This is a genomic window from Brevibacillus sp. SAFN-007a (genome assembly GCF_051967035.1).
Taxonomy (GTDB): Bacteria; Bacillota; Bacilli; order Brevibacillales; family Brevibacillaceae; genus Brevibacillus.
Genome location: NZ_JBQCKK010000008.1, coordinates 84,892 through 108,892, shown reverse-complemented (window position 1 = coordinate 108,892; position 24,001 = coordinate 84,892). Strand labels below are relative to the sequence as shown.

At 56.4% G+C, this 24,001-nt stretch carries 20 protein-coding genes; 3 read left to right on the top strand and 17 right to left on the bottom strand.

Translation table 11 applies throughout. The annotated features are described in order from the left end of the window. Positions 1-776: 776 nt before the first annotated feature. The 8 genes from ACTHO6_RS11550 to ACTHO6_RS11515 form a co-directional block, all read right to left on the bottom strand. A complete protein-coding gene (locus ACTHO6_RS11550; protein WP_440241698.1) occupies positions 777-1,469 on the bottom strand; it encodes a DUF4241 domain-containing protein in 693 nt (230 codons plus the stop codon). Between the two features lie 81 nt (positions 1,470-1,550). Then, the gene (deoD, locus tag ACTHO6_RS11545) at positions 1,551-2,258 is read right to left on the bottom strand and encodes a purine-nucleoside phosphorylase (protein WP_440241697.1); all 708 of its coding nucleotides are present in this window, start codon (positions 2,256-2,258) and stop codon (positions 1,551-1,553) included. Between the two features lie 121 nt (positions 2,259-2,379). After that, complete coding sequence (locus ACTHO6_RS11540) at positions 2,380-3,180, bottom strand: glycosyltransferase (RefSeq protein WP_440241696.1); 801 nt, start codon at positions 3,178-3,180, stop codon at positions 2,380-2,382. Beyond that, positions 3,101-3,991 carry a glycosyltransferase family 2 protein gene (locus ACTHO6_RS11535; RefSeq protein ID WP_440241695.1) on the bottom strand — a complete coding sequence of 297 codons (891 nt, stop codon included), beginning with the start codon at positions 3,989-3,991 and terminating at the stop codon, positions 3,101-3,103. The genes ACTHO6_RS11540 and ACTHO6_RS11535 overlap by 80 nt, the downstream gene beginning before the upstream one ends. Before the next feature lie 171 nt (positions 3,992-4,162). Beyond that, complete coding sequence (locus ACTHO6_RS11530) at positions 4,163-5,389, bottom strand: D-alanyl-D-alanine carboxypeptidase family protein (RefSeq protein WP_440241694.1); 1,227 nt, start codon at positions 5,387-5,389, stop codon at positions 4,163-4,165. A gap of 74 nt (positions 5,390-5,463) precedes the next feature. Next, positions 5,464-6,279 (bottom strand): GTP pyrophosphokinase, encoded by an 816-nt coding sequence (locus ACTHO6_RS11525; protein ID WP_440241693.1) that lies wholly within the window; start codon positions 6,277-6,279, stop codon positions 5,464-5,466. 455 nt (positions 6,280-6,734) lie between these two features. After that, positions 6,735-6,992, bottom strand: a complete 258-nt coding sequence (locus ACTHO6_RS11520) for a hypothetical protein (RefSeq protein WP_440241692.1) — start codon at positions 6,990-6,992, stop codon at positions 6,735-6,737. Positions 6,993-7,181: 189 nt separating this feature from the next. Continuing rightward, a complete protein-coding gene (locus tag ACTHO6_RS11515; RefSeq protein WP_440241691.1) occupies positions 7,182-7,382 on the bottom strand; it encodes a small, acid-soluble spore protein, alpha/beta type in 201 nt (66 codons plus the stop codon). Between the two features lie 250 nt (positions 7,383-7,632). Here ACTHO6_RS11515 and ACTHO6_RS11510 point away from each other — a divergent pair, with 250 nt between their 5' ends. Continuing rightward, complete coding sequence (locus ACTHO6_RS11510; RefSeq protein ID WP_440241690.1) at positions 7,633-8,511, top strand: 5'-3' exonuclease; 879 nt, start codon at positions 7,633-7,635, stop codon at positions 8,509-8,511. 100 nt (positions 8,512-8,611) lie between these two features. On the opposite strand, the gene ACTHO6_RS11505 is transcribed toward ACTHO6_RS11510, so the two are convergent. After that, entirely contained in the window at positions 8,612-10,375 is a 1,764-nt protein-coding gene (locus tag ACTHO6_RS11505) for a VWA domain-containing protein (protein ID WP_440241689.1), read from the bottom strand. 12 nt (positions 10,376-10,387) lie between these two features. Next, positions 10,388-11,689 (bottom strand): AAA family ATPase, encoded by a 1,302-nt coding sequence (locus ACTHO6_RS11500; RefSeq protein ID WP_440241728.1) that lies wholly within the window; start codon positions 11,687-11,689, stop codon positions 10,388-10,390. A 236-nt stretch (positions 11,690-11,925) separates the two neighbouring features. On the opposite strand from ACTHO6_RS11500, the gene ACTHO6_RS11495 reads away from it, so the two are divergent. Together ACTHO6_RS11495 and ACTHO6_RS11490 are read left to right on the top strand one after the other, a co-directional pair. Next, positions 11,926-13,323 (top strand): hypothetical protein, encoded by a 1,398-nt coding sequence (locus ACTHO6_RS11495; RefSeq protein WP_440241688.1) that lies wholly within the window; start codon positions 11,926-11,928, stop codon positions 13,321-13,323. A gap of 126 nt (positions 13,324-13,449) precedes the next feature. Next, positions 13,450-14,493: a YkvI family membrane protein gene (locus ACTHO6_RS11490; protein ID WP_440241687.1), complete on the top strand. Its 1,044-nt coding sequence runs from the start codon at positions 13,450-13,452 to the stop codon at positions 14,491-14,493. 119 nt (positions 14,494-14,612) lie between these two features. Here the strand turns inward: ACTHO6_RS11490 and ACTHO6_RS11485 are convergent, their stop codons facing one another. The 7 genes from ACTHO6_RS11485 to ACTHO6_RS11455 all read right to left on the bottom strand — a co-directional run bounded on the left by ACTHO6_RS11485 (position 14,613) and on the right by ACTHO6_RS11455 (position 23,988). Next, positions 14,613-16,082, bottom strand: coding sequence for a protein adenylyltransferase SelO (locus ACTHO6_RS11485; protein WP_440241686.1), 1,470 nt, complete (start codon positions 16,080-16,082; stop codon positions 14,613-14,615). Positions 16,083-16,264: 182 nt separating this feature from the next. Further along, a complete protein-coding gene (locus ACTHO6_RS11480; RefSeq protein ID WP_440241685.1) occupies positions 16,265-17,065 on the bottom strand; it encodes a ParB N-terminal domain-containing protein in 801 nt (266 codons plus the stop codon). 14 nt (positions 17,066-17,079) lie between these two features. Beyond that, positions 17,080-18,285: a type III PLP-dependent enzyme gene (locus tag ACTHO6_RS11475; protein ID WP_440241684.1), complete on the bottom strand. Its 1,206-nt coding sequence runs from the start codon at positions 18,283-18,285 to the stop codon at positions 17,080-17,082. Continuing rightward, complete coding sequence (locus ACTHO6_RS11470) at positions 18,269-19,081, bottom strand: HpcH/HpaI aldolase family protein (RefSeq protein ID WP_440241683.1); 813 nt, start codon at positions 19,079-19,081, stop codon at positions 18,269-18,271. Before ACTHO6_RS11470 ends, ACTHO6_RS11475 begins: the two co-directional genes overlap by 17 nt. Positions 19,082-19,109: 28 nt before the next feature. Further along, positions 19,110-20,948, bottom strand: a complete 1,839-nt coding sequence (locus tag ACTHO6_RS11465; protein WP_440241682.1) for an IucA/IucC family protein — start codon at positions 20,946-20,948, stop codon at positions 19,110-19,112. Continuing rightward, complete coding sequence (locus ACTHO6_RS11460; protein ID WP_440241681.1) at positions 20,945-22,786, bottom strand: IucA/IucC family protein; 1,842 nt, start codon at positions 22,784-22,786, stop codon at positions 20,945-20,947. Before ACTHO6_RS11460 ends, ACTHO6_RS11465 begins: the two co-directional genes overlap by 4 nt. Continuing rightward, positions 22,783-23,988 carry an MFS transporter gene (locus tag ACTHO6_RS11455; RefSeq protein ID WP_440241680.1) on the bottom strand — a complete coding sequence of 402 codons (1,206 nt, stop codon included), beginning with the start codon at positions 23,986-23,988 and terminating at the stop codon, positions 22,783-22,785. Before ACTHO6_RS11455 ends, ACTHO6_RS11460 begins: the two co-directional genes overlap by 4 nt. Positions 23,989-24,001: the final 13 nt, after the last annotated feature.

The following is a 24,001-nucleotide window of genomic DNA, read 5'->3' as shown; positions in this document are numbered from 1 at the left end:
ATAATATATATTATCGGACTCAAAGCAAAATGGGAAAACAACACGGAAGAACACTCGCCTGTCAAATAACCAAGAGCCCATCCAACGCAGATCGGACCAACCCTCCAATAAACCTCCAATAAATCGGTTGGTTATTCGGGATGTTCTTTTTCATGATTCCATGAGTTGAGTTGGACGCCACCATCACGCGGATTTACCAACGTGCAAGCGTCCACATGACAGGTTTGCACATGCAACCGAAACTTCCATTCACATCACAGATTTCACAGATTCGAACAGCCTAAAGCCCCAAACGCCATCAAAGATTGCCAATAACCCGGCTAAACAAGCTAAACAATCAGAAACAGCGAGCGGACATCCGCATCTTATCGCGCCTGATACTAGCGTAATAGCAGCTATCCATTCGGCAATATTTTTTCAATATTCTCAAAAAACAGATTTACAATTATTGGAATTTAACTTATAGTATAATCAAGATCACTATACCTAAAAAAACAAATCCCCCACCTGGAGGTCCGGACATGACAAACGAAAAAACAAAATCGACGACAACCACCCCCCGCTCTTCCAAACGCTCCTACGAAGACACCTTGAACAACCTGGCCCACTACCTGCAAAAAGAAACCAAGAAAAAATAAACAGAAAAGAGTGCCCCGCTAGCGGCACTCTGTTTTGGCGTCTATACGCATACGGATTGCTTCGTCGCTCCACCACCTCCCACCCTCGCTGGTCCGCTTCCGCCTCTCCCAGTTTGCCGCTTTTTCGCAACGGGCGCCTTACTCCCTTTGTTGTCCTTTCATCCAATCCACCAGATAAAAATCTGTCAACAGCCGAACGATCTGCCCATCTGCATCATAGCCGATATAGCTCGCGTAGCTGCCATCTCCCCACCCGCTCGAAAACATGGCAACGTTGCACCCATTCCCCATCTCTTTCACGAGCCAGCTTCGCGTATGCTTGTACGTCTGATCCATTTCCTCCATCAGCGCCTCGGCAAAAGTCTCATCCTGCTCCATACGGCTCTCCAGACGCTTGCATGCCATTTCGTCCATAAAAGCTCCCGTCCCGGCATCCACGCCGTAGCCGAAAAACTCATCGGCGGCGAGCTGTGTCACATCAGAGTTTTCCCAGACGGCCATCTTCCAGCTGGCAACCGGCTTGTCGGCAAAAACGATTCGGGCCAGCGCGACACGCTCATCCGGCTCCCTTTCAGCTTCCGTCTCTCCCGTAGCCTCCAAAGGCGTAACCTGGGCGATCGCCAGTTGCACCGGGAACGAGCCTGTCGGGAATGTCTCGGTAAACGGTTCGGTTTCAAACAGGACGAACGGATCGTTGGCGACGATTTTCCCCGTTGGCACCTGCAAATAGCCAATCTCCTGACAAAACAGGCGGTACTCGTAGTTGTGCTGCTCGATGCGGTAGCCTTCCGCAAAGGCTGTTTCGAAAAATTCCGGCTCATGCGCTCTCACACTTCATTCCTCCCTGGTACGCGCTAGAAGAAAGCAACCCACTGTCACAGGTTGCCAGCGGGTTGTCAGTCTTTGTAAACATTATTGGGTTACGGCTGCGTCCAGCGCCACTTCGATCATTTCGTTGAACGTCGTCTGGCGCTCCTCGGCCGTCGTTTCTTCTCCGGTGAGGATATGGTCGCTTACGGTCAGGATGGACAAGGCGTTGCGCTTGTACTTGGCCGCGAGCGTATACAGCGCGGATGACTCCATCTCCACGGCAAGCACCTGGTAGGTCGCCAGCTTTTTGTACAGATCGAAATTCTCGCGGTAGAAGCTGTCGCTTGTGAAAATGTTGCCGACCTTCACGGACAGATTGCGCTCGGAAGCGACCTGGTACGCTTTGTGCAGCAGCTCGAAGCTTGCGGTCGGGGCAAAGTCAATCTGGTTGAACAACAGACGATTGACTTGCGAATCCGAGGAAGCGCTCATCGCAATGATGACGTCGCGTACCTTGATGTCTTCCTGGATCGCTCCGCATGTGCCGACGCGAATCAGGTTTTGCACGCCGTACGACTCCATCAGCTCGTTGACGTAGATCGAGATCGAAGGCACACCCATGCCCGTTCCTTGTACGGATACGCGCTTTCCTTTGTATGTACCGGTAAATCCGAGCATGCCGCGCACTTCATTGTAGCATTCGGCGCCTTCCAGGAAGGTCTCGGCAATGTATTTGGCCCGCAGCGGATCGCCCGGCAGCAAAATCGTTTCGGCAATTTGGCCTGGTTTGGCTCCGATATGTATGCTCATAATCGCTTGCTCCTTCGCTTTCAAAAAATTTCCTACCTGCTTATCGTACTACAAAAACGGACCGCTGCAAATGAAAAATAGAGAGCGATACTCGTCGCAGCATCGCCTGTTTCCAACTTCTTTACTTGTCCTTGGCTTGCCAGAGGGAGAGCGCCTCCAGATGGTCTCCCAGGTCCGTCAGAGCGCTTGTGCCGTCTCGGGCTTGCGCTGCCTTTGGCTCTCTGGCCGTAACGCGCTCCCGCACGGTGCGAACCGATGTTACCCGCAGTTCTTTTTGCAGAGCGATGGCCTGGGCCACAGCGGGGACGAACAGATGATCGGTACCGATGGATGCGGCGGCCTTGCGGGTCATGGCAAACGGAAGATCGTCCATCGACGAACTGCCCAGCTCGCTTCGTTCGAGCAAGCAGTTGAGAAAGCATTTCGCCAGTCGCACAGGGTCTTGGCCGATTTTTTGGTTCTCCAGAAAAGCACGCTCTTGCCGCAACGCGATATCCGTCCCGCGATAGCACGATCGGACAAAAGGCTGAAGCTGTTGCGCGGCGACGATTTGCTCCGCCTCAAGAAACAGCCACACATCTCCGGCCGCTTCCCGCGCCCCGATTGCCCGCCAGACGTCTTCCCCCAGCGCATACGGGTAGGCGTAGACGCGCAGGGCGTGTGTAGCCGAGTACGCCAGCACCTGCTCCAGTGAACGGTCGCGACTGCCGTGCACCACGACGACGATTTCCCGCGGATAGAGCTTTTCCGCCTGCTTGAGCACGCGGGCGACTGTTTTTTCATCCTGCCGGACACCGATGATGATACTTAGTCTGTCCTGATTCTCTACTTTATCCACATCGCTAATGCGAACGTTTTTTGCGGCTTTGCGCCCTTTTGCGGATTCTTTTGGCCCTTTCTTTCCGTTTGGCACCCCATCCATCCTCCTCCTTTTCGCGGGATTCCTGAAAGAATACGGAACGCAGATGCAGTAGTCCGGGCGCTTGCACCAAGATCCGCTGCCGCTCTCCATCCGGCAAGGCGCCACGTACGTTGTTATTTTGCAGGAGCAGCTGAATGGCTTTGGCATGTTCCTGGAATATCATGGTTGTCTTCTTGGCTAACGGCTGATTGGCCGCCGAACTTTTTCGAGCCGTCGTCCATCCGAATGGCACTTCCGCAATGACAAGCCCTTTCTGCACAGCGTGTACGAGCGCGATCGCCGGAACATGCAAATGGTGCTGTCCGATGGCTTCCAGCGCTTTGCGGTTCAGGGCAAAAGGGGCCTTTTCCAAGGAAGCGCACCCTAGCTGCTTTCGTCCAAGCAAATGGTTCAGCAACGCATAGGCGCAGCGCTCTTGCGACAGCCTGCCTTTTGTCAACAGACGGCCGCCTGCCGAGAGGACGAGGTCGTAGCCTTGCAGCAAGGGAGCGATGTACGTTTTTAGCGCGTCAACCGGGTAATTGACTCCTCCGTCCAGAAACAACAGCACGTCTCCGGCGGCGTGTTGCGCTCCGATCGCCCGACACTCGCTGGCGCTGGCCTGCTTGCTCGCCGCAACCACTTTGGCCCCCCACATGTATCCACTGTCTGCGTCTGCCGCGTGACGACGCAACCCCGCGCAGACGAGAATGACTTCGGTCACTGGAGCTACCTGTTTGGCCATACGAACCAGCCGTTCTACATTCCTGGCCCCGTCGTGGGTGGGGATAATGACGGACACGAGGCTTTGCGCATCATTTTGAGAGTCCACTTCCCCTTCCCCCTCGCCAGAAAAAGTCACGCTATACCCGTAGTGTACGTTCTGCACCACGATTTGGACACGGCTGCTATCCCCGCGTCGCTCATCCAAATCCGCATGCAAAAAAACAGGACGGCAGCTTGATGCTCTCCGTCCTGTTAGCTCTGTGATAGCTCTGCGGGACTAATTCACGCGTCGTTGTTGCCAACCGCCCTGCCTGACTCGCCGCATTCTGCGCGAGCGGGAAAACGTATAGCCGAGCAAATACAGATTCATTCCCAGCCAGACGATCAACAGACCGTAGTGCGCGAAGGAATGATCGCTGTCCAGAGCTGCCTCCGCTGCCGTAATTGGCTGTGCACGCTGCTCCGGTGGGTCGTGACGCTCCAGCGGATAGGTAATCGCCAGCTCTCCGGCAGTCACCGACAGCTGTCCATCGGCGGTCAGCTGGACGAGCGGCTCGCTCCCTGCCGGAACCGTCGCATACAAGTCTTCCCGGGCCGTATAGCTTACCTGGGCGGTGTCGCCTGGTGCGGCAACGGGCGTATACCGCTCGCCTTTTGCTGCGATCCGCTTCGTCTCGTAGCCGTTCAACCCGTAATCCAACAGCTTCATCACGTCTTTGTAGGCGTAGTTGCTCGAACCCGCTTTCATCGTGACCGCAATCATTTCCGTATCGCCGCGCTTGGCCGAGCCAACGAGCGTATGCAAGGCCTGATCGGTAAAGCCGTTTTTAATCCCGGTCGCGCCGGGGTAATCCCGCAACAGCTTGTTATGATTGATTAGCTCCGACTTCCATTCTTTCCCGTCCCATGGCAGGCGGTTCGTCCCGACGATCTCGCGGAAAGTCGGATTTTTCATCGCATATTGCGCGATTTTGGCCATATCGGCAGCCGTCGTATAGTGGTTCGGGTCGTGCAAGCCGTGGGCATTGGCAAAATGAGTCTCGGTCACGCCGACCTTTTCGGACAAGTACGCGTTCAAATCCCGGGCAAACTTCTCGGTGGACCCGCTCATATGCTCCGCAATCGCTGTCGCCGCATCGTTGCCGGAGTGCATGAGCAGGCCGTATTCCAGCTTGCGCAGCGTGACCTGCTCTCCTTCGCCCAAATAGACCCGGGTCCCTTCTTCGTATCTCGCTTTTTTGGAGACGGTGACGATGTCGTCCGGATTGCCTTTTTCAATGGCGTAAATGCCCGTAGCAATTTTCGTAATGCTGGCAGGGTACAGCTTCGCATGAGGGTTCTTTTCAAACAGGACTTGTCCCGTTGTCGCATCAATCAGGATAGCCGATTCGCCATACAGCTCGTCTGGCGAAATCGCTGACGACCCCTCGGCAAAAGCCACAGGCACGTCAAGGTTGAACAAAACCGTAACCACAACGAGAAGGTATGTGAGTAGAAGACGCATGGTAGCCTATATCCTTTCCTTACTTGTCGGGCGTTCACGTATGGCTTTTGACTCGGTGAAGCTTCGTGAGTCTGTTATTTCAAACGCTTTCCAAGCAAATCGTGAATCATTTTAAACTTGGGATTGTCCGCAAATGCCTCTTCAAAGCCGCTGACGTGCTCGCGGTACAGGGCTGCTGCGGACTCCACATCTTGTTTGACGTACAACGAAAAAATTTCCTCCAGCTTTTCTTCCAAAGACGAATCCACTTCAGCCGGCGTGAGAATCTCCTGGCGCAGGTTGTTCATCAACACGTCCAGCTGATGGGTAATCACCGAAGCCTCATGCAGCTGCTGCCTCACGTCGCTTGGAATGTTTCCGGCGTATTTGTAGCGCAGCTCATGCTCGTTCGTTGCCCAGAAGTTCATGCCGAGCGTGCGAATTTGGATTTCGCAAAACAAGGTGCGCTTTTCGCTTCCGTGATAGACGGTGTACGAGACGATCATATGGATGCTGCGGTAGCCTGAATCTTTTGGTGCGGAGATATAGTCTTTGATGTCATGGATGACGATGTCCTCCCGCTCCTGGAGCAGCTGCTGAACCTCTCGGACGTCATCGACGTAGCGGCAGACGATGCGCAAGCCCGCAATATCCTGGACTTCCTTCGCCACCTCGTCCTGCCAGTTGGCTTGCTGAAAATCGATGCCCTTCTCGTGGGCTTTCTTGACGAGACTGTCCACTTTTTTGACCCGTCCCACCACGAATTCAATCGGAGAATAGCGGCCGCTTTTCAGAAAGCCGTACTTGATTCCTTTCAGTTTGAGCTTCAATTCCTCTACTGCCTGTTCATACGGTGCCAAGAAATGAACCATATTGTTCAAAACCTTGCTTGGCACGTTGGTCACTCTCATAAAGACACCTCCCATTGCTCCAGAGGTCGGCCCATACGACCTTGCCGTGGTTGCCCGCTGATGGCACGTTGTGATCGCCCGGCTTCACGTCAAATGGAATCGGGATCAATCGGGCATACTCCTTAGAAGAGGGCTGCAAACGGTACGATCGCGAGAAGAGCGTGACCGTTTGAGGCTGTTTGCTGTGCACGAAACGATCATCACGGGGATAGATCCTTTGCTGACGTCACGCGAATCGATGGTTACTGTTTCTCTACACATGCGAAAACGCCTTCCCGTACATGACGATAGGCAGCCGTTCCCGACGCGAGCGTCAAGGCAACGACCGTTATCAAACTGACCATCGATGGAAACATAGACATGTTCCCTCCCATTTTCTAGTATAACAAAACAGGCTATGAAAGGAAAAAGAAAAAGAAGGCTATCCGACTAGCCTTCTCCAATCCACGCGATACCTACAGCTTTTTCGTGTAATCGGCCATCATGTCCATGATCGACTGCACACCGGTCAGCATTTCGCTGGCTCGTTTTGTTTTTTGCGAGATGTTGTCAAAATCGAGGCGCCCTCTTTTGCGGTCATTCCAACGCTTGAACAATTCTTCCGCCATGGCGGGATTGCTCCGGACGGCCCGGACGCGCATGGAGTCTTCCACGACCCACGCTTCGAATTCGGGATGTTCCTTGAGAAGCCTTTTCACTTCTTTTTTCTTCATCGTCGAAATGTCACTCCTTTCGCGTGTACAACAAGAATCGAGAGCTGTTCGTTACACCATATGACTAGTCCGCGAATGTGCTTGTGTGTTTGCACCCTGTCGAAAAGAAAGGGCGGCCAGCCAAAACAAGAAAGGCCCCTTGGGAGGGACCTTTCTTCATCCAGCTATTTACTTGTCTACAGCTTTTGCTTAGCGGCCAGCCATTTGTTGCTCAGCGAAGCTTACCAGACGCTTCGTGATTTCGCCACCAACCGATCCGTTTTGGCGGGAAGTTGTGTCTGGTCCGAGATTCACACCGAATTCAGATGCAATCTCATACTTCAGTTGATCCAGAGCTTGGTTCGCTTGAGGAACTACCAGGTTGTTGCTGCTTCCGTTGTTGTAAGCCATGATTGATTCCTCCTGACGCGTTTTTTTCTCCCGGGACGGAGTTGAACCGTCGGCTTGCTCGCCTCTCACCGGCTGAGACCGGAAGGTGATGGTGAGGTCCAAGAGGCGGTTGTTCAACCTCTTGTGCTACTATCATCCCACGAGATCAAAAGACCATACACGTCCGCCGGATGTAAAATATGACAAAGCTCTCCCCCCGCTTTATGCTATAATGAGGCGTATAGTTTGGAGCGAAAAGAGGTCACGACTGGTGAATCAAACAGGAAAAGTACTGCTCATCGACGGCATGAGCTTTTTATTCCGCGCCTTTTACGGGTCTGCCTGGGGCGGCGCTTATCGGCAAACGTCCACAGGCATCTACACGAATGCCGTCTACGGGTTTACGAAAATGATGCTGGATTACGCCGAGCTGGTCCGCCCGACCCATCTGATGGTCGGCTGGGACGTCGCATCGCGCGAGTCGCTTGTGCGCAGCCAGTGGTTTGACGGCTACAAATCCAACCGTACGGCGCCGCCGGACGAGCTGATTCCGCAGTTCGATCTAGTCAAGGAAATCACCGCGGCCTTTTCCGTGCCGAATCTCGGCTGCCCGGGGTACGAAGGCGACGACGTTTTGGGGACGATCTCCACGCGGCTGGCGGCGGAAGGACACGAGATCGTCATCGCGACGGGCGACTACGACAGCTTGCAGCTGGTCGATGAAAACGTCAGCGTCAAAATCTTGAAAAACGGCGGCAAGCACGAGCATTACGACCCGCTGAGCCTGCGCGCTTTGCGCGGCATCGCTCCGGAACAGGTCGTAGACGTCAAAGCGCTCATGGGAGACACGTCAGACTGTATCCCAGGCTGCCCGGGCATCGGGGAAAAAACGGCGGTCAAGCTGATTACCGAGCACGGCAATCTGGACAACCTGTACGACAATTTGCCGCACTGTACGCCCAGGCTGCGCAGCAAGCTGGAAGAGCACCGAGACCAGGTGTATTTGAGCCAAAAGCTGGCGACTATTATTCGCGATGTGCCGGTGGCGTTTTCCTTGGAGGAAGCCGTGTGGTCGTACGATCCGGACACGGTTTTGAACAAATTTGAAGAGCTCGAATTTGGTCGCAGTCTGGCGACAAGAGTGGGCTGACGCATCGTGCCAGGTCCCATTCCGCTCAGCATAGCGGAGAAACAACAGAAGGCTATCCCTCCCTCGGGATAGCCTCTTTCTTTTGCTGTTGGGAACCCAGTCAACGCAAGGCGCGCGTGGCACGCTTTTTCGTTGGTGACTGGTGCGCGGCCCGGGCGCCAAAGACGTCGAGCAAAAGCCCCGTGTTTTCCGTCCCTTCCGTTTCCCAGCTTGTCGCAAAGCGCACGCGGTGGGAGACGCCAAGCAAGTCGTACGTTTGCACGAGATGCTGCCGGGCCGAGCCGACGATCAGACTGTGCAGGCGGACTTGTTTCTTTTGGCCGAGGGCTGCCAGCTTGTCCTGTACGTACGGGGAAATGCCGCCCACGCCGTCCGTCACCATGACCAGATCGGCAGCTTGCCACGTTTTTTGCGTCTCGACCAGCTCCATCGCCCGCTTCATCGGCGCATCAAAATGCGTTCCGCCGCCAAACGCCATTTGCGCCAAACTGTAAAACGCGCTCCAGTCCGGCTTTCGATGGTACAGCGGCTGTTCTCTCAACTCTCCTTTTGCTCCGAACAGAATCAGCACGAAATCGCGCTTTTCGAGCATCGCCAGCGCCGCGAACGTCATGAGAAAAATTTGCGCCAGCGTAAGCTTCGCCCCGCGCATGGAATGCGAAGTGTCGAGCATGCAAATGACCGGTCCTTTGGGCGGTTCTTCCACCCAGCCGGACGTATCGTACGTCATCAGCTTTTGCTCCAGCCATTTGCGCATGAAGAAAGGCTCGTAATCCGGATCGGCGAGCAGCGCGGCCTCGCCCGGCAGCATGTGCGCGATATCGCCCGACTGCCGCAAATCGTAGTATTCCTCCGGCAACTGGCGGGAGCGAATCTCTTTGCGCCGCACGCGAAAGCGATGCACCTGACGGCCAACCTCGTCCAGAAACGCTACCAGATCGGGGTGGCGCTTCAATTTTTCCACCCATTTCACATACTGCTCGAAGCTTTGCCGACGCAGCTTGCCCAAGTCGTGTCCCCAACTGCGGTTGGCAAAGCGCTGGCTTGCGGTCAACACTTGCTCTACGAACAATGTATCGACCTCTTCGGCGGAAAGCGTCCCCTTCAACGACTGCTCCAGCCATTGCCCCTGCTCTTTTTCCCACGCGTCTATCGCTTCTTTTTCCTGCTTTTGCAAACGATCGAGCTGCTTTTCCCGCTGGGCCAGCTCTTCTTCGAGCTTCTTGATCTTTTGCAATAGTTTCGTCCGCTTCGTAAACTGCACGCTCATTTCGTCGCGCAGCTGCCGGATCTTCGTTTGCAGCATGGCGATTTCCGCACGCACAAGCGGCTTCGTGTCGAGCGCCTCCTGCTTGTCCTCCACCACCCGCTTGCCTTGCTGCAGCGTATAGCCGACCAGCTCCAGCTTCGCTTTTTGCTTTTCGGTGAGCAACTCGGCCAGTTGAGCCTCTTTCGTCCCTTCTTGCCCGTACTGTTCCCGCAGGCCCGCAAGAAGCGGCGAGAGACGGCGATCCCTTTGCCGCTTTTTCACTTCCTCCGCGAATGTCGCCGTAAGCCACAGAAGCGCCTTGATCGCCGTCTTGAAGGCCGCGCTCTCCTGGCCGACTGTCCGGGGGTGAATCATCCGCGTGAAGTGCTGCTTCATCAGCGTGCGAATCATCCAGTGATGAAACGGAGTGGCTTCCTGCGTCATGTCGATCTCCGGCTTTTCCACATAAAAGACAAGAAAAAAGTCGACGAGCAGCTCGTGAGTGAACCACTCGGCCCGGGACGCTGCCTCCTGCACCCATTCCTGGGCCGTGCGCGAAGAAGCGAGATACGTTTCAAACAGGTAGCGCTCGACCCCGCTGGCACGAATCATCATCGTCGCTTCCTCCTATAACGTAAAGTCGTAGTCTGCCCCGGCGATCTCTTTGTCGAAAATGGTTCGGTACGTTTTTTGCAATTGCTGCAAAATCCGCTCGCCCTCGATCCGCAAATACGCATATTTGACGGTGTACTTCTCGACGTTGTGAATCAAACGATTTTTTTCCAGCACGTACGCGCCCAGGTCATGCTCGCGCTTTTCCCACTGCACCAGGCGATTGCGCAAATCCCGCGCCGTCTCTTCCAGCTCCGTGCGGCAAGCTTCCAGCAATTGTCCGCTTCGTTCGATCGCTTCTTTTCCCAGCTTGGCCCCGACTTCCTTTTTGAATTGGAAAGCATGCAGCTCCGCTTCTTTTTCCTTCCATTTCTCTGCCATTTGCTGCATCCGCCGGAGAGGTAGTTCGTTTTCCAGCTCAACCTTGAGCATCTCCGTAAACTGGCGCTCGAACAGCTCGCGCATGACTGTCAAGTCTTCCGGTACATCCCAGAGCATGTGCGGGGTAAAAACCGTATCCCAGATCGTGACCTGCTCGCGTCCATGCAGGGCGGCAGACGTTCGCCATACGCTGGCGATCTTGCTCCAGCGGCGGTCGGACAGCACGTATTCCTTTTCCTCCATGTCTTGCTTGATCCGGTACAGGAAGTAAATTAACGCCTCCGGAATCGTCACTTGCTTCGCCGCCGCCTGGATGTCCTGGATATCGTACAGGGAGAAGACGACCGGAAGCGGATTCGTCGGTAGCGAGAACATTCGTTCGTAGCTAGCCGCCTGTTGCAAGTACTGGACTTCATAGCGGAACAAAAAGCGGTCGTATAAGGCCGTCAGCTGCTCGTCGTCCTCCGGCAGCTCGTTGGACGCCGCGATCAAAAATTGCAGCGGGACTGTTTCTTTTTCTTTGCCGTTAAAATAAAGCCGCTCGTTCAAAATCGAAAGCAAGGCATTCAGAATCGCGCTGTTCGCCTTGAAAATTTCGTCGAGGAAGGCAAATTGCGCTTGCGGCAAATAGCCTGCTGTTTTCCGCACGTAGTTGTCGAGCTTCAGCTGTTGAAGCGACACGGGACCAAAGATTTCATCCGGCGTCGTAAACCGGGTCAGCAAATATTCAAACCAATGTTCGACGCCGAACAGCTGCGCGACCGAGCGGGCAAGCTGCGATTTGGCCGTTCCCGGCGGACCGATCAACAGGGCATTTTCCCCGCTCATCATCCCGAGCATCAACAGGCGGATCAATTCGCTCCGTTCCAAAAAGCGGCGCTCCAACAATTCGATCGCCTGGTCCATTTTTCGCTGGATTGGTGCAGTCGTATTCATCATCGTCTGGCGCCCGTCTCCCGCGGAAACGAAGGGCGCCGTTCCCCCTCTCTTGCCTGGTACCCAAGTCATCAGGACCCTGATTTTTTGTCTTGCCTCCTGCTTTCATTTAATAGTGGCATATTGTGGAGCAAAATGCCAGTTTCGCCAGCCGGTTCCGCGCCATCTGTGCCTTCACCCATGGATTTGCTCTCGCATATGGTGTGGCAAACGAAAAAAACGAGAGGAGGTACCGTATGGGCATGGAGTTGGCCTGGTTGCATGGCGTGTATGTATTGTTCGTCGTTGGCATCATTCTTTTGATGGTGTTGCGCAGGGACACCAGCCTGATTAGCATTGTCGGAATCGCCCTGCTTGGACTGGTTGCGACCGGGTCTGTGACGACGGCAATCGGCGGGATTTTCGGCAGCTTTCTGTACGCGATCACCGAGCTGTTGCCGACGATTTTGGTTATCTGTATTATCGTGGCGATGAGTCATGTACTGACCGATACCGGCGTCAACGAGACGATGATCCGGCCGATGACGCATCTGATCCGCAACGCCACATTCGCCTACTGGGTGATCGGCCTTGTGATGATGGTCATTTCCTGGTTTTTCTGGCCGTCGCCCGCGGTTGCGCTCATCGGCGCGGTCATGCTGCCTGTCGCTTTGCGGGCAGGCTTGCCGGCCATGGGCGTGGCGATTGCGATGAACCTGTTCGGACACGGAATCGCGCTCTCCGGCGACTTCGTCATTCAAGGAGCGCCGACGTTGACAGCCAAAGCGGCGGGCCTTCCCGTAGAGGAAGTGATCTCCGCCAGTGTTCCGCTCGTCGTCGTCATGGGGCTGGTCACGACCGTGATCGCGTTCTGGTATTTGAAAAAAGACATGAAGCTGGGAAATATCCCGCCGTCCGCCAACGGCTCGCCTGCTGGCGATTCCGGCTTTGCGGCGGTGCGCGTTCCTTTGTCTGCGGGCGTTCGCCGTTTCTTGGCTGCTCTCGTCCCCGTCCTGTTCGCGCTTGACGTCGCGGGGATGATTGCTTTTGATTTGCGCGGCGGAGAGGCAACAGCGCTGGTCGGCGGCACCGCCCTTCTGATTCTGATGATCGCCACGATGCTGGCCCACAAGCAAAAAGGGCTGGAGCAAGTGACGAACCATCTCATTTCCGGCTTTCAGTTTGGGTTTAAAGTGTTTGGCCCCGTCATTCCGATTGCCGCCTTCTTCTACATGGGCGACAGCGGCTTTGTCCACGTATTCGGCGAAGTGCTTCCCTCTGGCTCGCACGGGATCGTCAACGACTTGGGCGTGGCGCTGGCCCACACGATCCCGATCAGCAAAGAAGTAGCCGCCCTGACCGTCGCGGCTGTCGGCGTCATCACCGGGCTGGACGGCTCGGGCTTCTCCGGCATTACGCTGGCCGGTTCGCTCGCGCAACTGTTCGCTACTGCCCTGGGCGCCGGAGCCGCTACCTTGACGGCGCTCGGTCAACTTGCCGCCATCTGGGTCGGCGGCGGAACGATTATACCGTGGGCGCTGATTCCGGCAGCCGCGATCTGCGGCGTCGATCCGTTCGAGCTGGCGCGGCGCAACCTGTATCCCGTCGCCATCGGTCTTTTGGTTACGACCATCGTTGCCATGTTCCTTCTGTAAGCGTTCAGAATGGCGTTACGAGAAAAAAGGCGAATGGTTCTGTACACCGCTCGCCTTTTTTTCGTCTGTTTTGGCCCAAGCCTCATACACTTGTACTAGCATCCCATTTGGAAAGGAACAGACCGTATGAAGCTGTGGGGAAAAAGTATCCAGGTCGCGGCAACCTACATCGGAACAGTGGTCGGGGCAGGCTTTGCGAGCGGCCAGGAAATACTCGCGTTTTTCACCTCTTATGGTCATGCAGGCACGGTCGGCATTTTGCTGGCCACGGCGTTGTTCGTCTGGCTCGGCTACAAGATGATGCTGCTGGCCCATCGGCTGCGCACGCCCTCTTACGAATCGTTCAATCAACAGCTGTTCGGGCCGATGCTTGGCCGCATCATGAACGTGCTCGTCTTTTTGACCTTGTTCGGCGTCACGACCGTGATGCTTGCGGGAGCCGGATCGGTGCTGGAGGAGCAATTCCACATCCCGTATTTGCTGGGAACGGCCTGCACCGTTTTGCTCGCGCTGCTCCTTTTGCGAAAAGGGCTGGAGCAGCTCTTGCTGGTCAATGCGCTCGTCGTCCCGTCGATGCTGTTGTTCGCCTTGCTCATTTTGCTGGACGGCAGCGCCGAATCGCCACTGCCGCTTGCCAAGCCTTCCGACTACACCTTTGTCTGGAAAACGATCCTGTACGTCTCCTTCAATCTGGCGATGGCCCAGTCTGTCCTGATTCCGATCGGCTATGCCATTCGCGAAAAAGTCGTCTTGTTTCGTGCAGCGGTCATCGGGGGCGTGGTGCTCGGCTTTATGCTGCTCGTCGTCCACACGGCGATGCTGGCGAATTGGGACGACGTGCGCTTCATGGACATCCCGATCTTGTTTATCACCGACCGCTGGAATGAATGGCTGCAACTGTTTTTCGTATTCGTCCTCTACTCGGAAATTTTTACCACGCTCATCTCCAACGTGTTCGGAATCGGCCAGCAGCTGCGCGAACTGGTCGAACAGCCGGAATCCCGACTCTATCTGTGCCTGTTTGCGGCGGCCTTTCTCCTCTGCCTGATTGGCTACAGCCAGCTATTGATGTTTTTGTACCCGCTGTTTGGGTACCTGGGCCTGTCTACGCTGTGCCGGATTTCCGTTCCGGCGTTTCTGTTGCCCGGTGGAAACGTTTCCCACAGGTAACAGAAACGCCGCAGAGCAATCCGCTCGGCTTTCGTGGGGGAAGCAGGCGAAAAACGCCGCGGCTGGCGATAGACTACAGCGGAAAACTCGCAGCGAAGCGGCTGGATGAAGCGACTGCATTACGTCCCGCAGTACGTCCGGTACGGGCCGCACGAGTCTGGCGGCGGGGCGGCGTACTCGGCCTGCTCTGGCGAATGCGCATACGGATTCGCAAGCGCGGCAACCAACCGTTCCAGCACGCTGTAATCGCCCTTGCGCACGGCTGCCTCCAAAGCCTCTTCCACCCGGTGATTGCGCGGGATCAGAGCCGGGTTGCTCGCTTTCATCCGTTCCCGGACGGCATCGTCGGAGGGAGCGTGGCGCTTTTGTCTGGCTTGCCACTTTTCCTGCCAGACGGCGAACTCCGGCGCGGCAAACAACGCTTCGTCCTTTTGCTGATCGAACGTCAAGGCGAGGAAGGTGTTCGTATAGTCCGCCCGATGCTTTTGCATCAAGTCGAGCAGTTCTTCCATCAGCGCCACGTCGTCCGCTTCCTCGCCGAACAGCCCGAGCTTGGCCCGCATGCCAGCCAGCCAATTCCGGTAGTACAGCTCGCCAAACCGGGAGAGCTCCTCCTGGGCCAGCTGAATCGCCTGGGCCTGGTTGTCATGCACGAGCGGCAGCAAGGCTTCCGCCAAACGCGCCAGGTTCCAGACGGCGATCTGCGGCTGGTTGCCGTAAGCGTAGCGCCCCTGATAATCAATGGAAGAAAAGACGGTAGCCGGATCGTACACATCCATAAAGGCGCACGGGCCATAGTCAATCGTTTCGCCGCAAATGGACATGTTGTCGGTATTCATCACCCCGTGGATGAACCCGACGAGCTGCCATTTGGCGACCAGCTCTGCCTGTCGGCGGATTACTTCCTGCAACAGCGCCACATAGCGGTTCTCCTGGTCGGCAGCTTGCGGAAAATGTCTCTGCAAGGTATAGTCGGCGAGTGAGCGCAGGTCCTCGTCGCTTCCCCATTGGGCTGCGTACTGGAAGGTGCCCACGCGCAAATGGCTGGAGGCGACACGCATGAGAACCGCTCCGGGCAGATCGTCTTCGCGGATCACGGTCTCTCCGGTCGTCACCACCGCCAGGCTGCGAGTTGTCGGAATGCCAAGCCCATGCATGGCTTCGCTGATGATGTACTCGCGCAGCATCGGCCCGAGCGCTGCCCGGCCGTCGCCTCGACGGGAGTACGGCGTGCGGCCCGAGCCTTTCCATTGCAGATCAAACCGCTCGCCTTGCGGGGTAATGTGTTCGCCCATCAACAGCGCCCGGCCGTCCCCCAGCATGGTGAACTGCCCGAACTGGTGCCCGGCATAGGCCTGGGCAATCGGCTTGGCGCCAGGGGGAATCCGGTTGCCTGCGAATATCTCCGCTCCTTCTTCGCCATCGAGCGCATCGGCTTGCAAGCCAAGGGAAGCAGCCAGCGGACGGTTGAACACGACGAGTTTCGGTGAACGGACAGGGGTAGGATTCAGTCTGGTGAAAAACGTATCAGGCAGATTGGCGTAGCTGTTGTCAAAATGCCAGCCTGCCTCTCTATGTGCGTGGGTCATCGTTTCCCATTGCTCCTTTTTTGGTCGGATTTGTCGCCTTCTGTTCATTTTACCAAAAGAGCAGGGAAAAACATGCACGGGATTTGCACGAAAAAGACACCAGCCTTGATAAACTGGTGTCTTTTTGCGAGAGCAAGCCTGCTGACAGAGACGGCTCTTCGGGGATTTTTCCCCAGATGCGCCTAGATTTGCTGCGGCACTTTCATAAACTCTTTTTCGTTCAAATAAACCGTCTCGGCATACAAGCGCAGCGAACCCGCCCAATGCTTCACGTATTCATTCCACTCCTGCTCGTCAAAGGTTGCGTGAAGCAGCAACGAAAGCGGAATTTTCAAGTTCAGCAGCCTTCCGCTGATTAAAAAGCGGGTGACGCCCGCTGGCATGACATGTCCTTGTCTCACGACCTCTTCGATTTCTTCCATAGAGTAGGGGCGATAACGCAGACAAACCGTTCCCTCTTCAGGCAGCACCTTCATTCCTTGGGGAATTCGTCTGACGGGATAAGCGCTGCTGTACGATTGGACAATCTGATGCCAGAGCTTCAGCATAGGCATGCTGCCGATCCCCTTGCGGCTGGCGGTCACATATCTTTCTTTGCCGTCTGCATAGATAACGGTGGCGACAGTCTCCTGCTCCCCCTGATGCTCATCTTTCCACAGAAAGGAATCGTTCTGGTTCAGCCCATTCAGCCATGGCCCGAGCGGAACCAGATGTGCCCATGCCTCCAACTGGTAATCGGCATCGGTTACGACTTGCACAGGAATCCGGCGGCAGCCGATTTTTTGCAAAGCTGCCGTCCGGTGTGCACCGTCCAAAATCAGGTATCTGCCGTCCTGCATGCGCCTGGCTACTGGCGGATGGAGCAGCATCCCTTGTTGCGAGATCGACTTGCACGTTTCATCCAATCGGTTTGGCTCATGATTTTCGTGCAGGCAGACCCGATCGCTGTCAACGACCTGGATGGAAGACAAAACATGGTTCACTCTTCTTTTCCTCCTCAAGCTAGAATGCCGGCTTGCTCCACATAAATATGGTCAGGGTGCGGATGACTGAGAAAATCGTGGTGTGAAATCGCCCACCCGTACGCCCCTGCGTACTGGAAGCAGATGATGTCGCCTACCCGCAACGAGGGTACAAACACATCGCTTGCCAGTACATCTTTTGGCGTGCAAAGCTGGCCGACTACAGTAATCGGGCCATTTTCATGCCCGGCCCGTTCGTACGGGTACTCCCATTTCTCTATGGGAATAACGGTAAACGGATGGCTGTGCTGCCACGAGGACGGGAGCCGGAACTGATGGGTCCCGCCGCGGATGATGGCATAGGTCTTCCCGTGATTCTCCTTGATATCCAGCACTTCCGCCGCATAGTAGCCGGAAGCGGCGGTTAGGTATCGGCCGCATTCGAACAAGACATGCCGGACCGGAAGCGTCGTGCCGTCCAACAGGGAAGACAGCCCCTGAACAAATAACGGCCAGTCAAACTGCTGCTCCAAGTCCGCGTAGTTGACCCCGATTCCGCCCCCAGCGTTCAGGTACGAAATATCCAGATCAAACCTGTCGCGCCACTTGGCCACAATCTGCAAATAGTACGCGACAAGCTCGATGTGCTTGCTTGCGTCCAGATTGTTGGACAACGAGTGAAAATGGAACCCTTGCAGCTTCACGCCATCCAGCGACAGCGCCAGACGGATGGCTTCCGGTACCAGCGACTCGTCAATCCCGAACTGTGTCGGACGCCCCGCCATGGCAAGCGTCGCGGAAGGAAACGGCCCGCGCAAGTTGACCCGAAGCAAAATCGGGACCACCACGCCGTGTTTGCGCGCCAGGAAATCCAGGCGCCGCAGTTCGTTGAGACTCTCGACGTGAATCAGGCTGACGCGGTGCTGAATGGCACCTTCCAGCTCTTCGTTTGTCTTTCCCGGACCGCCGAACAAAATCGGAACATCCGGTGAAACCGCCCGTACTTTGCAAACCTCGCCGATCGACGCGACTTCGAATCCGCGTACGTATGGCAAAAGCGCACGCAAAATCTCTGGCTCGGAGTTGGCCTTGATCGCGTAGAACAGCTGGAATGGCTCTGGCAACGACTCTACCTTTGACGCGACATGGCTTCTCAAGTGATCCAAATCGTAGAGATAGGCGCAAAAAGGCTTGGCGCTCACGTTTTTTGTCCGTTTGATGTAATCAATGACCTGACTCATTGCCTCTCTCCCTTTTCATCTGTTCCTGCTCTCTGTCGCGAAGCGTGCCCAGCTGATGGCGCAGCGCGCGAAACGCAATGCCCCGCTCATCGCCCAACACGTAAGCGCGAACGCCTTGTTCGTACCACCGATCCATGTCCTCTGCCACCCGCGGAATCGCGCAGTACGGGATGCCGCGGCTGTGAGCGGCAGCCTGCACGGATTGCAGGGCTGTTTTGACAAGCTCGCCGCGCGTGTCCCACGGTCTGCCGTACGACTGGGACAGGTCCGCCGCTCCTTCCAGGACCATGTCAATGCCCGGCACTTCCACAATTTCCGCGATGCGCTCGACACCTGCTCTGCTCTCGATCATCGGGACGACCATGATCTCCTCATTTGCCCTTTTCATGTAAGCGACCAGGTCGTTCTTGCCAAAAGCGCCAGGCCGCCCGCTGTTCAAACTCCGTGTACCAAGCGGATAGTAGCGGCTGTTGCGGACGATCTGCTCGGCCTGCTCTCTGCTCTCGACATGCGGCACCACGATTCCTTGCGCGCCGCTGTCCAGTGCCCGCAGGATGGTGCCGGGCATGGCGTCCGCCACGCGCACCAAAGGGGTCATTTGCGCGGCTTCCGCGGCCCGGATCATATTTTCCAGCGTTTCTGGATTGACGAGGACATGCTCGGTGTCAATAATGACGAAATCGTATTCGGCGCAGCCGATCATCTCGACGACGACGGGAGCCGGTATCGAGCAAAACAGCCCGTACACGGCTTTGCCTTCGCGCAACTTGCGCTTGAGTGAATTTTCCTTCAGCAATTCCTCTCTTCTCCTTTTCGTGTGAGCGCTACGGCCTGCTGTCGGCCAAAGGATTCGGTACCTGGTGCACGCGCAGCTCCGTGTCCGGGAACAGTCTGCGTTTTGCCAATTGCTCGACCTCGATTGCAGGCACGAACAAGTCGAAAAGCGAGAAGCGCTCCGCCAGATGCGAATGACGCGCTTGGTAGGCTTTCAGCACGTGGCGCACAAGCTCCCAGAAGCGTTCTTCGGAAAAACCGAAAGCATCTGCCATCAATAAAGCCAGTTCTCCGATATTAATGAAGAAAAAGGCATCGTGCATAAAGTCGCGAACCGCAGCGAGATCATCGGTTTCAATAAACGAGTTGCGATTCACGCGGGCATGGTACTCGGGTGTTCCCAGCAAATCCGGGCAGCGTTCCGGTGCCGAAAGATGTTGTTTGGAAAAACGGATGCCGTCGTGAAAGTCTTTGAGCGCGACCCGCACAGGCATGCCTTCCCGATGGAGCAGCACCATGTTTTGGGCGTGCGATTCCAGGGCGATTCCGTGTGCGTAGAGCATGTGTACAATCGGCAGCACGCTTGCTTCAAACAGCCGGGTCAGCCATGCCTCTGCTCCGTATTTTTCGATCCATGGCGCGATCAGCGGACGGCCGTCGCGGTCAAGCGAGCAAAGTCCGTTGAAAGGCAGCGCTTGCTCGCCTTGTTCCAGATGGGGATGCAAGCTCTCCCGCCAGATGCAACCGAGCACGCCGTACGATTTCGCCTGCACGAGCGCGGAATGCGGCGGGGCGTCATACGAAATCCCCATCACTTCGCGCAGCAGCACGACACGGGCTTCCTCCCGCAAAAATGCATCGGACTGAACGATCTGGTGCAGCCAGTCGGAGATAACCGGCGCATTCGCGACGGTGTGCGGAGCGAGAATCCGCCCCGTAGACGTGTTAATCAGGCTCATGGCGAGCTTCACATACGCTTTGCGCGGCGCACTGACATTAGCCAGCGTACGGATAGATTGCTGCGGCCGATAAGCGTCCTGCCCCGGACCAAGCAAAATCAGGCGGTTGTGGCGCAAATCCTCCAATTGGGCGGTCGTTACGATGTTCTTCCACTGCCATGGATGAACCGGGACAAACCAATAGTGGTGCGGTTCAAGCCCTCTGTCCCGAATGACCTGGGAAAACGCGGCAACCTGCTGCTCTCCCAGCTCTTCCCGGAGCAGACGCTGATACTCCAGCTGCTCAGAGATCGCGAAGCGGGCGTGCTGTTTCTCTACAGCGAGCCAAAGCAAGGTCAGCTCCTGCTTGAACTCGGGACCATACTGGTAGTTGTCGTCGTAGTCAAACCCGATACGCGACTTATAGCTGGGATGGTACGGGTGACCATCCATGATCTCGCCTTCCAGTGCGTCGTAATCGCGGAGAGAAAAAGACTCGCCTTTCCACTCGCGCTGGTACTGGGCCAGGGTATCCTTGAGCTGCGTGTGCTCCAGCTCGTTGATAAACGCCGTCAAACGCGCTTCGTCTGCCCCCATCGCGTGCCGCACTTCCAACAAGAATTGGGCAAGCGACTGGGCCTCTTCGCTCGCTTCGCCGACCACGCGCATGATCGGGGCATCAAAGAGGCGAATGCGCCCGAAGGTCAAGCGGCGCTGACCGCGGCAAAGGTAGGTGACAGGTTCACCGTCCTCTGTCTGGCCCGCGATCCGGAATACGGTTTCGCGACCTTCCTCCGCGCTTTCTGCCGGAACCACGCCCTCGTAGATCAACGCTTCGAGCAGTTGACGGAACATTCTTCGCTGCACCCGGAGGTATTGCTCGGATTGAATCGCGGCATCGACAATAGCCGCCTGCTTGGCAAAATCATGTGGTGCCTGTATCTGCTTCATACTTTCCTCCTCGATTGCGCCAGCGGATTGGGAACAGGGACATAGAGAGGTCTTTCCCCGCGACGCTGGAAGCTGCTGATAAAGTTCGCTTTTGCTGGCAGCGTTTCCGTCTCCAGCAACTCTTCAAGCATGGCTTTTGCCTCCTGGAAAAAGTCGGCGGAGCGGATCACGTCGCCGACGATTGCCCACAGCTTCTCCTCAGGAACGGAGCTGCCGTGCGCCAACGTGGAAATCAGATGTCCAACGTGATTGACCATGACGTAATAGTGGAAGCGGCTCCACGCTTCCTCCTCCGGGTAAAGAACCGGACTGTTTTCATCCAGGCATTGGCCGAACATGTCTTGCGCTTGGGCACGCTCTTTGCTGATGCTGACGCCTTCCAGATCGCGCACGTAAAAATGAACCGGCCAGCCATCGCGGAAAGCGACCATCGAGTTTTGCACATGCGCCTCCATGCTGACCCCGTATCGCACGAACAGACGCAAAAGCGGCAGAAGCGAAATGTCGAGATATTGCCTGAGCCACTTGTCCAGCCACTCTGCCAGCGAGAGCTGCGGCTGTTTTTTCGCCGACTCCCGCACCGCGTCCATGATCGGCGCGCATGCGGCATGAGGCGGTTCTTCCAGCGCAGAGGCGACGACAATCGGCACGTCTTTATCCAGCGGAAGCACGACGGGATTTTCCCGGAAGATCGCCCCGAAGCTCTCGATCAGCTTCTCCCGTTCTTCTGGCGTCACAGCTTGCGGAGCAATCGTGCGGTATCCTGCTTCCTGCAAGATCGTAAACGACGCATCTTGCACGACGGGAGCGAGTTTCTGAATGACGCGGCTGGCATCCATGGTTCGCTCCAGTTGATCGAGCGGATTAACCCGAATGAAATTCGTAATCCGGACGTTCAACGGCAGCTTGAAGAAATAGGAATGGTTCGGGTCCCATACGGTTCGCACGGATGAAGTCGGGTACACCTTGTCTCCGAGTGGTCCCAGATCGACCAGCAAGCCGCTTTCCAAAAGACTCTGCACGATCGGCCAGGTTTTTACATGCGCTGCCTGCCAAGGGTGGCACGGCAGCAGGCGGTAGTGTTGCTGCGCAGCCGTCAGCTTGCTCTTGGCCGCTTCGCACACCGCCGCCGGAATCCAGTCTTGGCCAGACGACTGGTCCGTCAAGCTGACTTCCCGGACAATCTCCGGAGCGCCAGCGAAATAGTGCAGGGCAAAGGAAGCGCCCAGCTCCGGCGCGTATTGAGTCATGTCCTCGGCCGTAAAGCCTTGCGAGCTTTTCGGTGTGGGATGAAACGGATGCCCGTACACCATCGCCTGCTCCGCTGCAAAAAACCGTTCGATTCCCTGCACCTGCATCAGAGAGCGCCCTTCCCGCAAGCTGTACGCCACATACGTGTTCGTCTTTTGCACGGAGTTTTCCACCTGCGAGAGCAGCGTTTCGACCAGTTCGCTTTTCGGCAGAGGGATCGTCGCGGCTTCTGCCAGCTCATTCAGCAATGCCTGCGCCAGCTCGCTCGCGGAAGCAACGGAGGTGATCTTCTCTCCTCCCTCTTGCAACAGCCATAGCGAATGGCCGTACCGATGATGACCAAAAGCCGAGAAATAGGTGAGCGAGCCCACAATTTCCACTGCCGTCGCAGGCAGCTTCACGCGCATCGGCAGTCCTTCCGCCTCCAGTTGCGAGACGATCTCCTGCGGCAAGTCGGCGAGCGAACCGTCCTCTCTGCGCACGGTCGGGTCAAATACGCCCGATTCGCGCAGATAAGCATTGAAAAGACGCTCGATGGCTGCCGTCTCGGCGTGATTACGTCTGTTTGTCACGGTGTCTAGTGTCACTCATTCTTCACCTCTTTGGCATGATAAGGTAGAGCGGTATGGGCCAGCCGGTAACGGGAACCGGCGAGCACAAGCCAGCCAGCCGCACTCAAAAACGCTATCCCCATCGCCACAAACGCCCATTCCAGCGAGAGCAGGGCACCGAATCCAGCCCCCAGCAAAGAACCGATGATTTGGCCGACGGTCAGCGTCGAGTTGGCCAGTCCGATAAAGACGCCGCGGTGGTTCTCGTCCGTTTCCAGCGTGACCACAAGAAAGATCGACTGGATGAGCGCGGCGAAGCAAAAGCCTTGCAGCGCACGAAGCGGCAAAAGCCAGAGAACGTCCGTCGGCCATGTTTGCAAAACAATGCTGATGCCGCAGCCGAACAAGGCCAGGCACACATTTTTCTCGATGCGTCTCCTGTCATTGAGCCGTCCCCACCACGGGGCAGCCAAAAAGGTCGCACTCCAGGTCACGGCCTGCAGCACTCCCACCCAGGAAGCCGCATACGCGCTTCCCACGATTCCCTCCACATGGGGAGCAAAAATCGCAACCAGGCCGTACACGCCAAACTGGGCGAGTATTCCGGCTACGAGCATATTTCGGATCCGGGCATGACGCAGGATTTCCAGGGACGCACGGGCAATCGGCAAACTTTCGCGACGCGCCTGATTCGTATGACGGGACGGCTCTTGCAGGATCAATGCCGCCGCGATGCTGCACAGCGCAGTAAAAAGAGCGCTCCACATGATAATCGTCGCCATTCCGAACCAGTCGGAGAGCAGTCCGCCGATGAGCGGCCCGGCAAGGGACCCGGCGGCAGTCGCGCTTTGCAGATTGCCCAAAGCGCGACCTTTCGTTCCTTCGCTCGCCTGTGCCCCGGCAAAAGCAGCCGCTGCATCGACGACACCGCCGAAAGCACCTTGCAAGAGCCGCGCCAGCACAAACACGAGCGGCGAACTAGCCAGACCCATCCACAGTAAACTGATCGAAATACCCACTAATGCGCGCACAACCATCCACTTTTTTCCTACCTGATCGCCATATCGGCCCCAGAGCGGGGAAAACAGGCACATCGTCACCGCGGGAGCGGCGAGCGCCACTCCCGTCCAGATCCGGTTTTCTTCGGGAAGGGTTGCCCCCAGCTCCGCCATGTAAAAGGGGAGCAAGGGGACAATAATTGTCAAGCTGCACGTCGAGAAAAATTGTCCGGCCCACAAGATACGAAAGCTC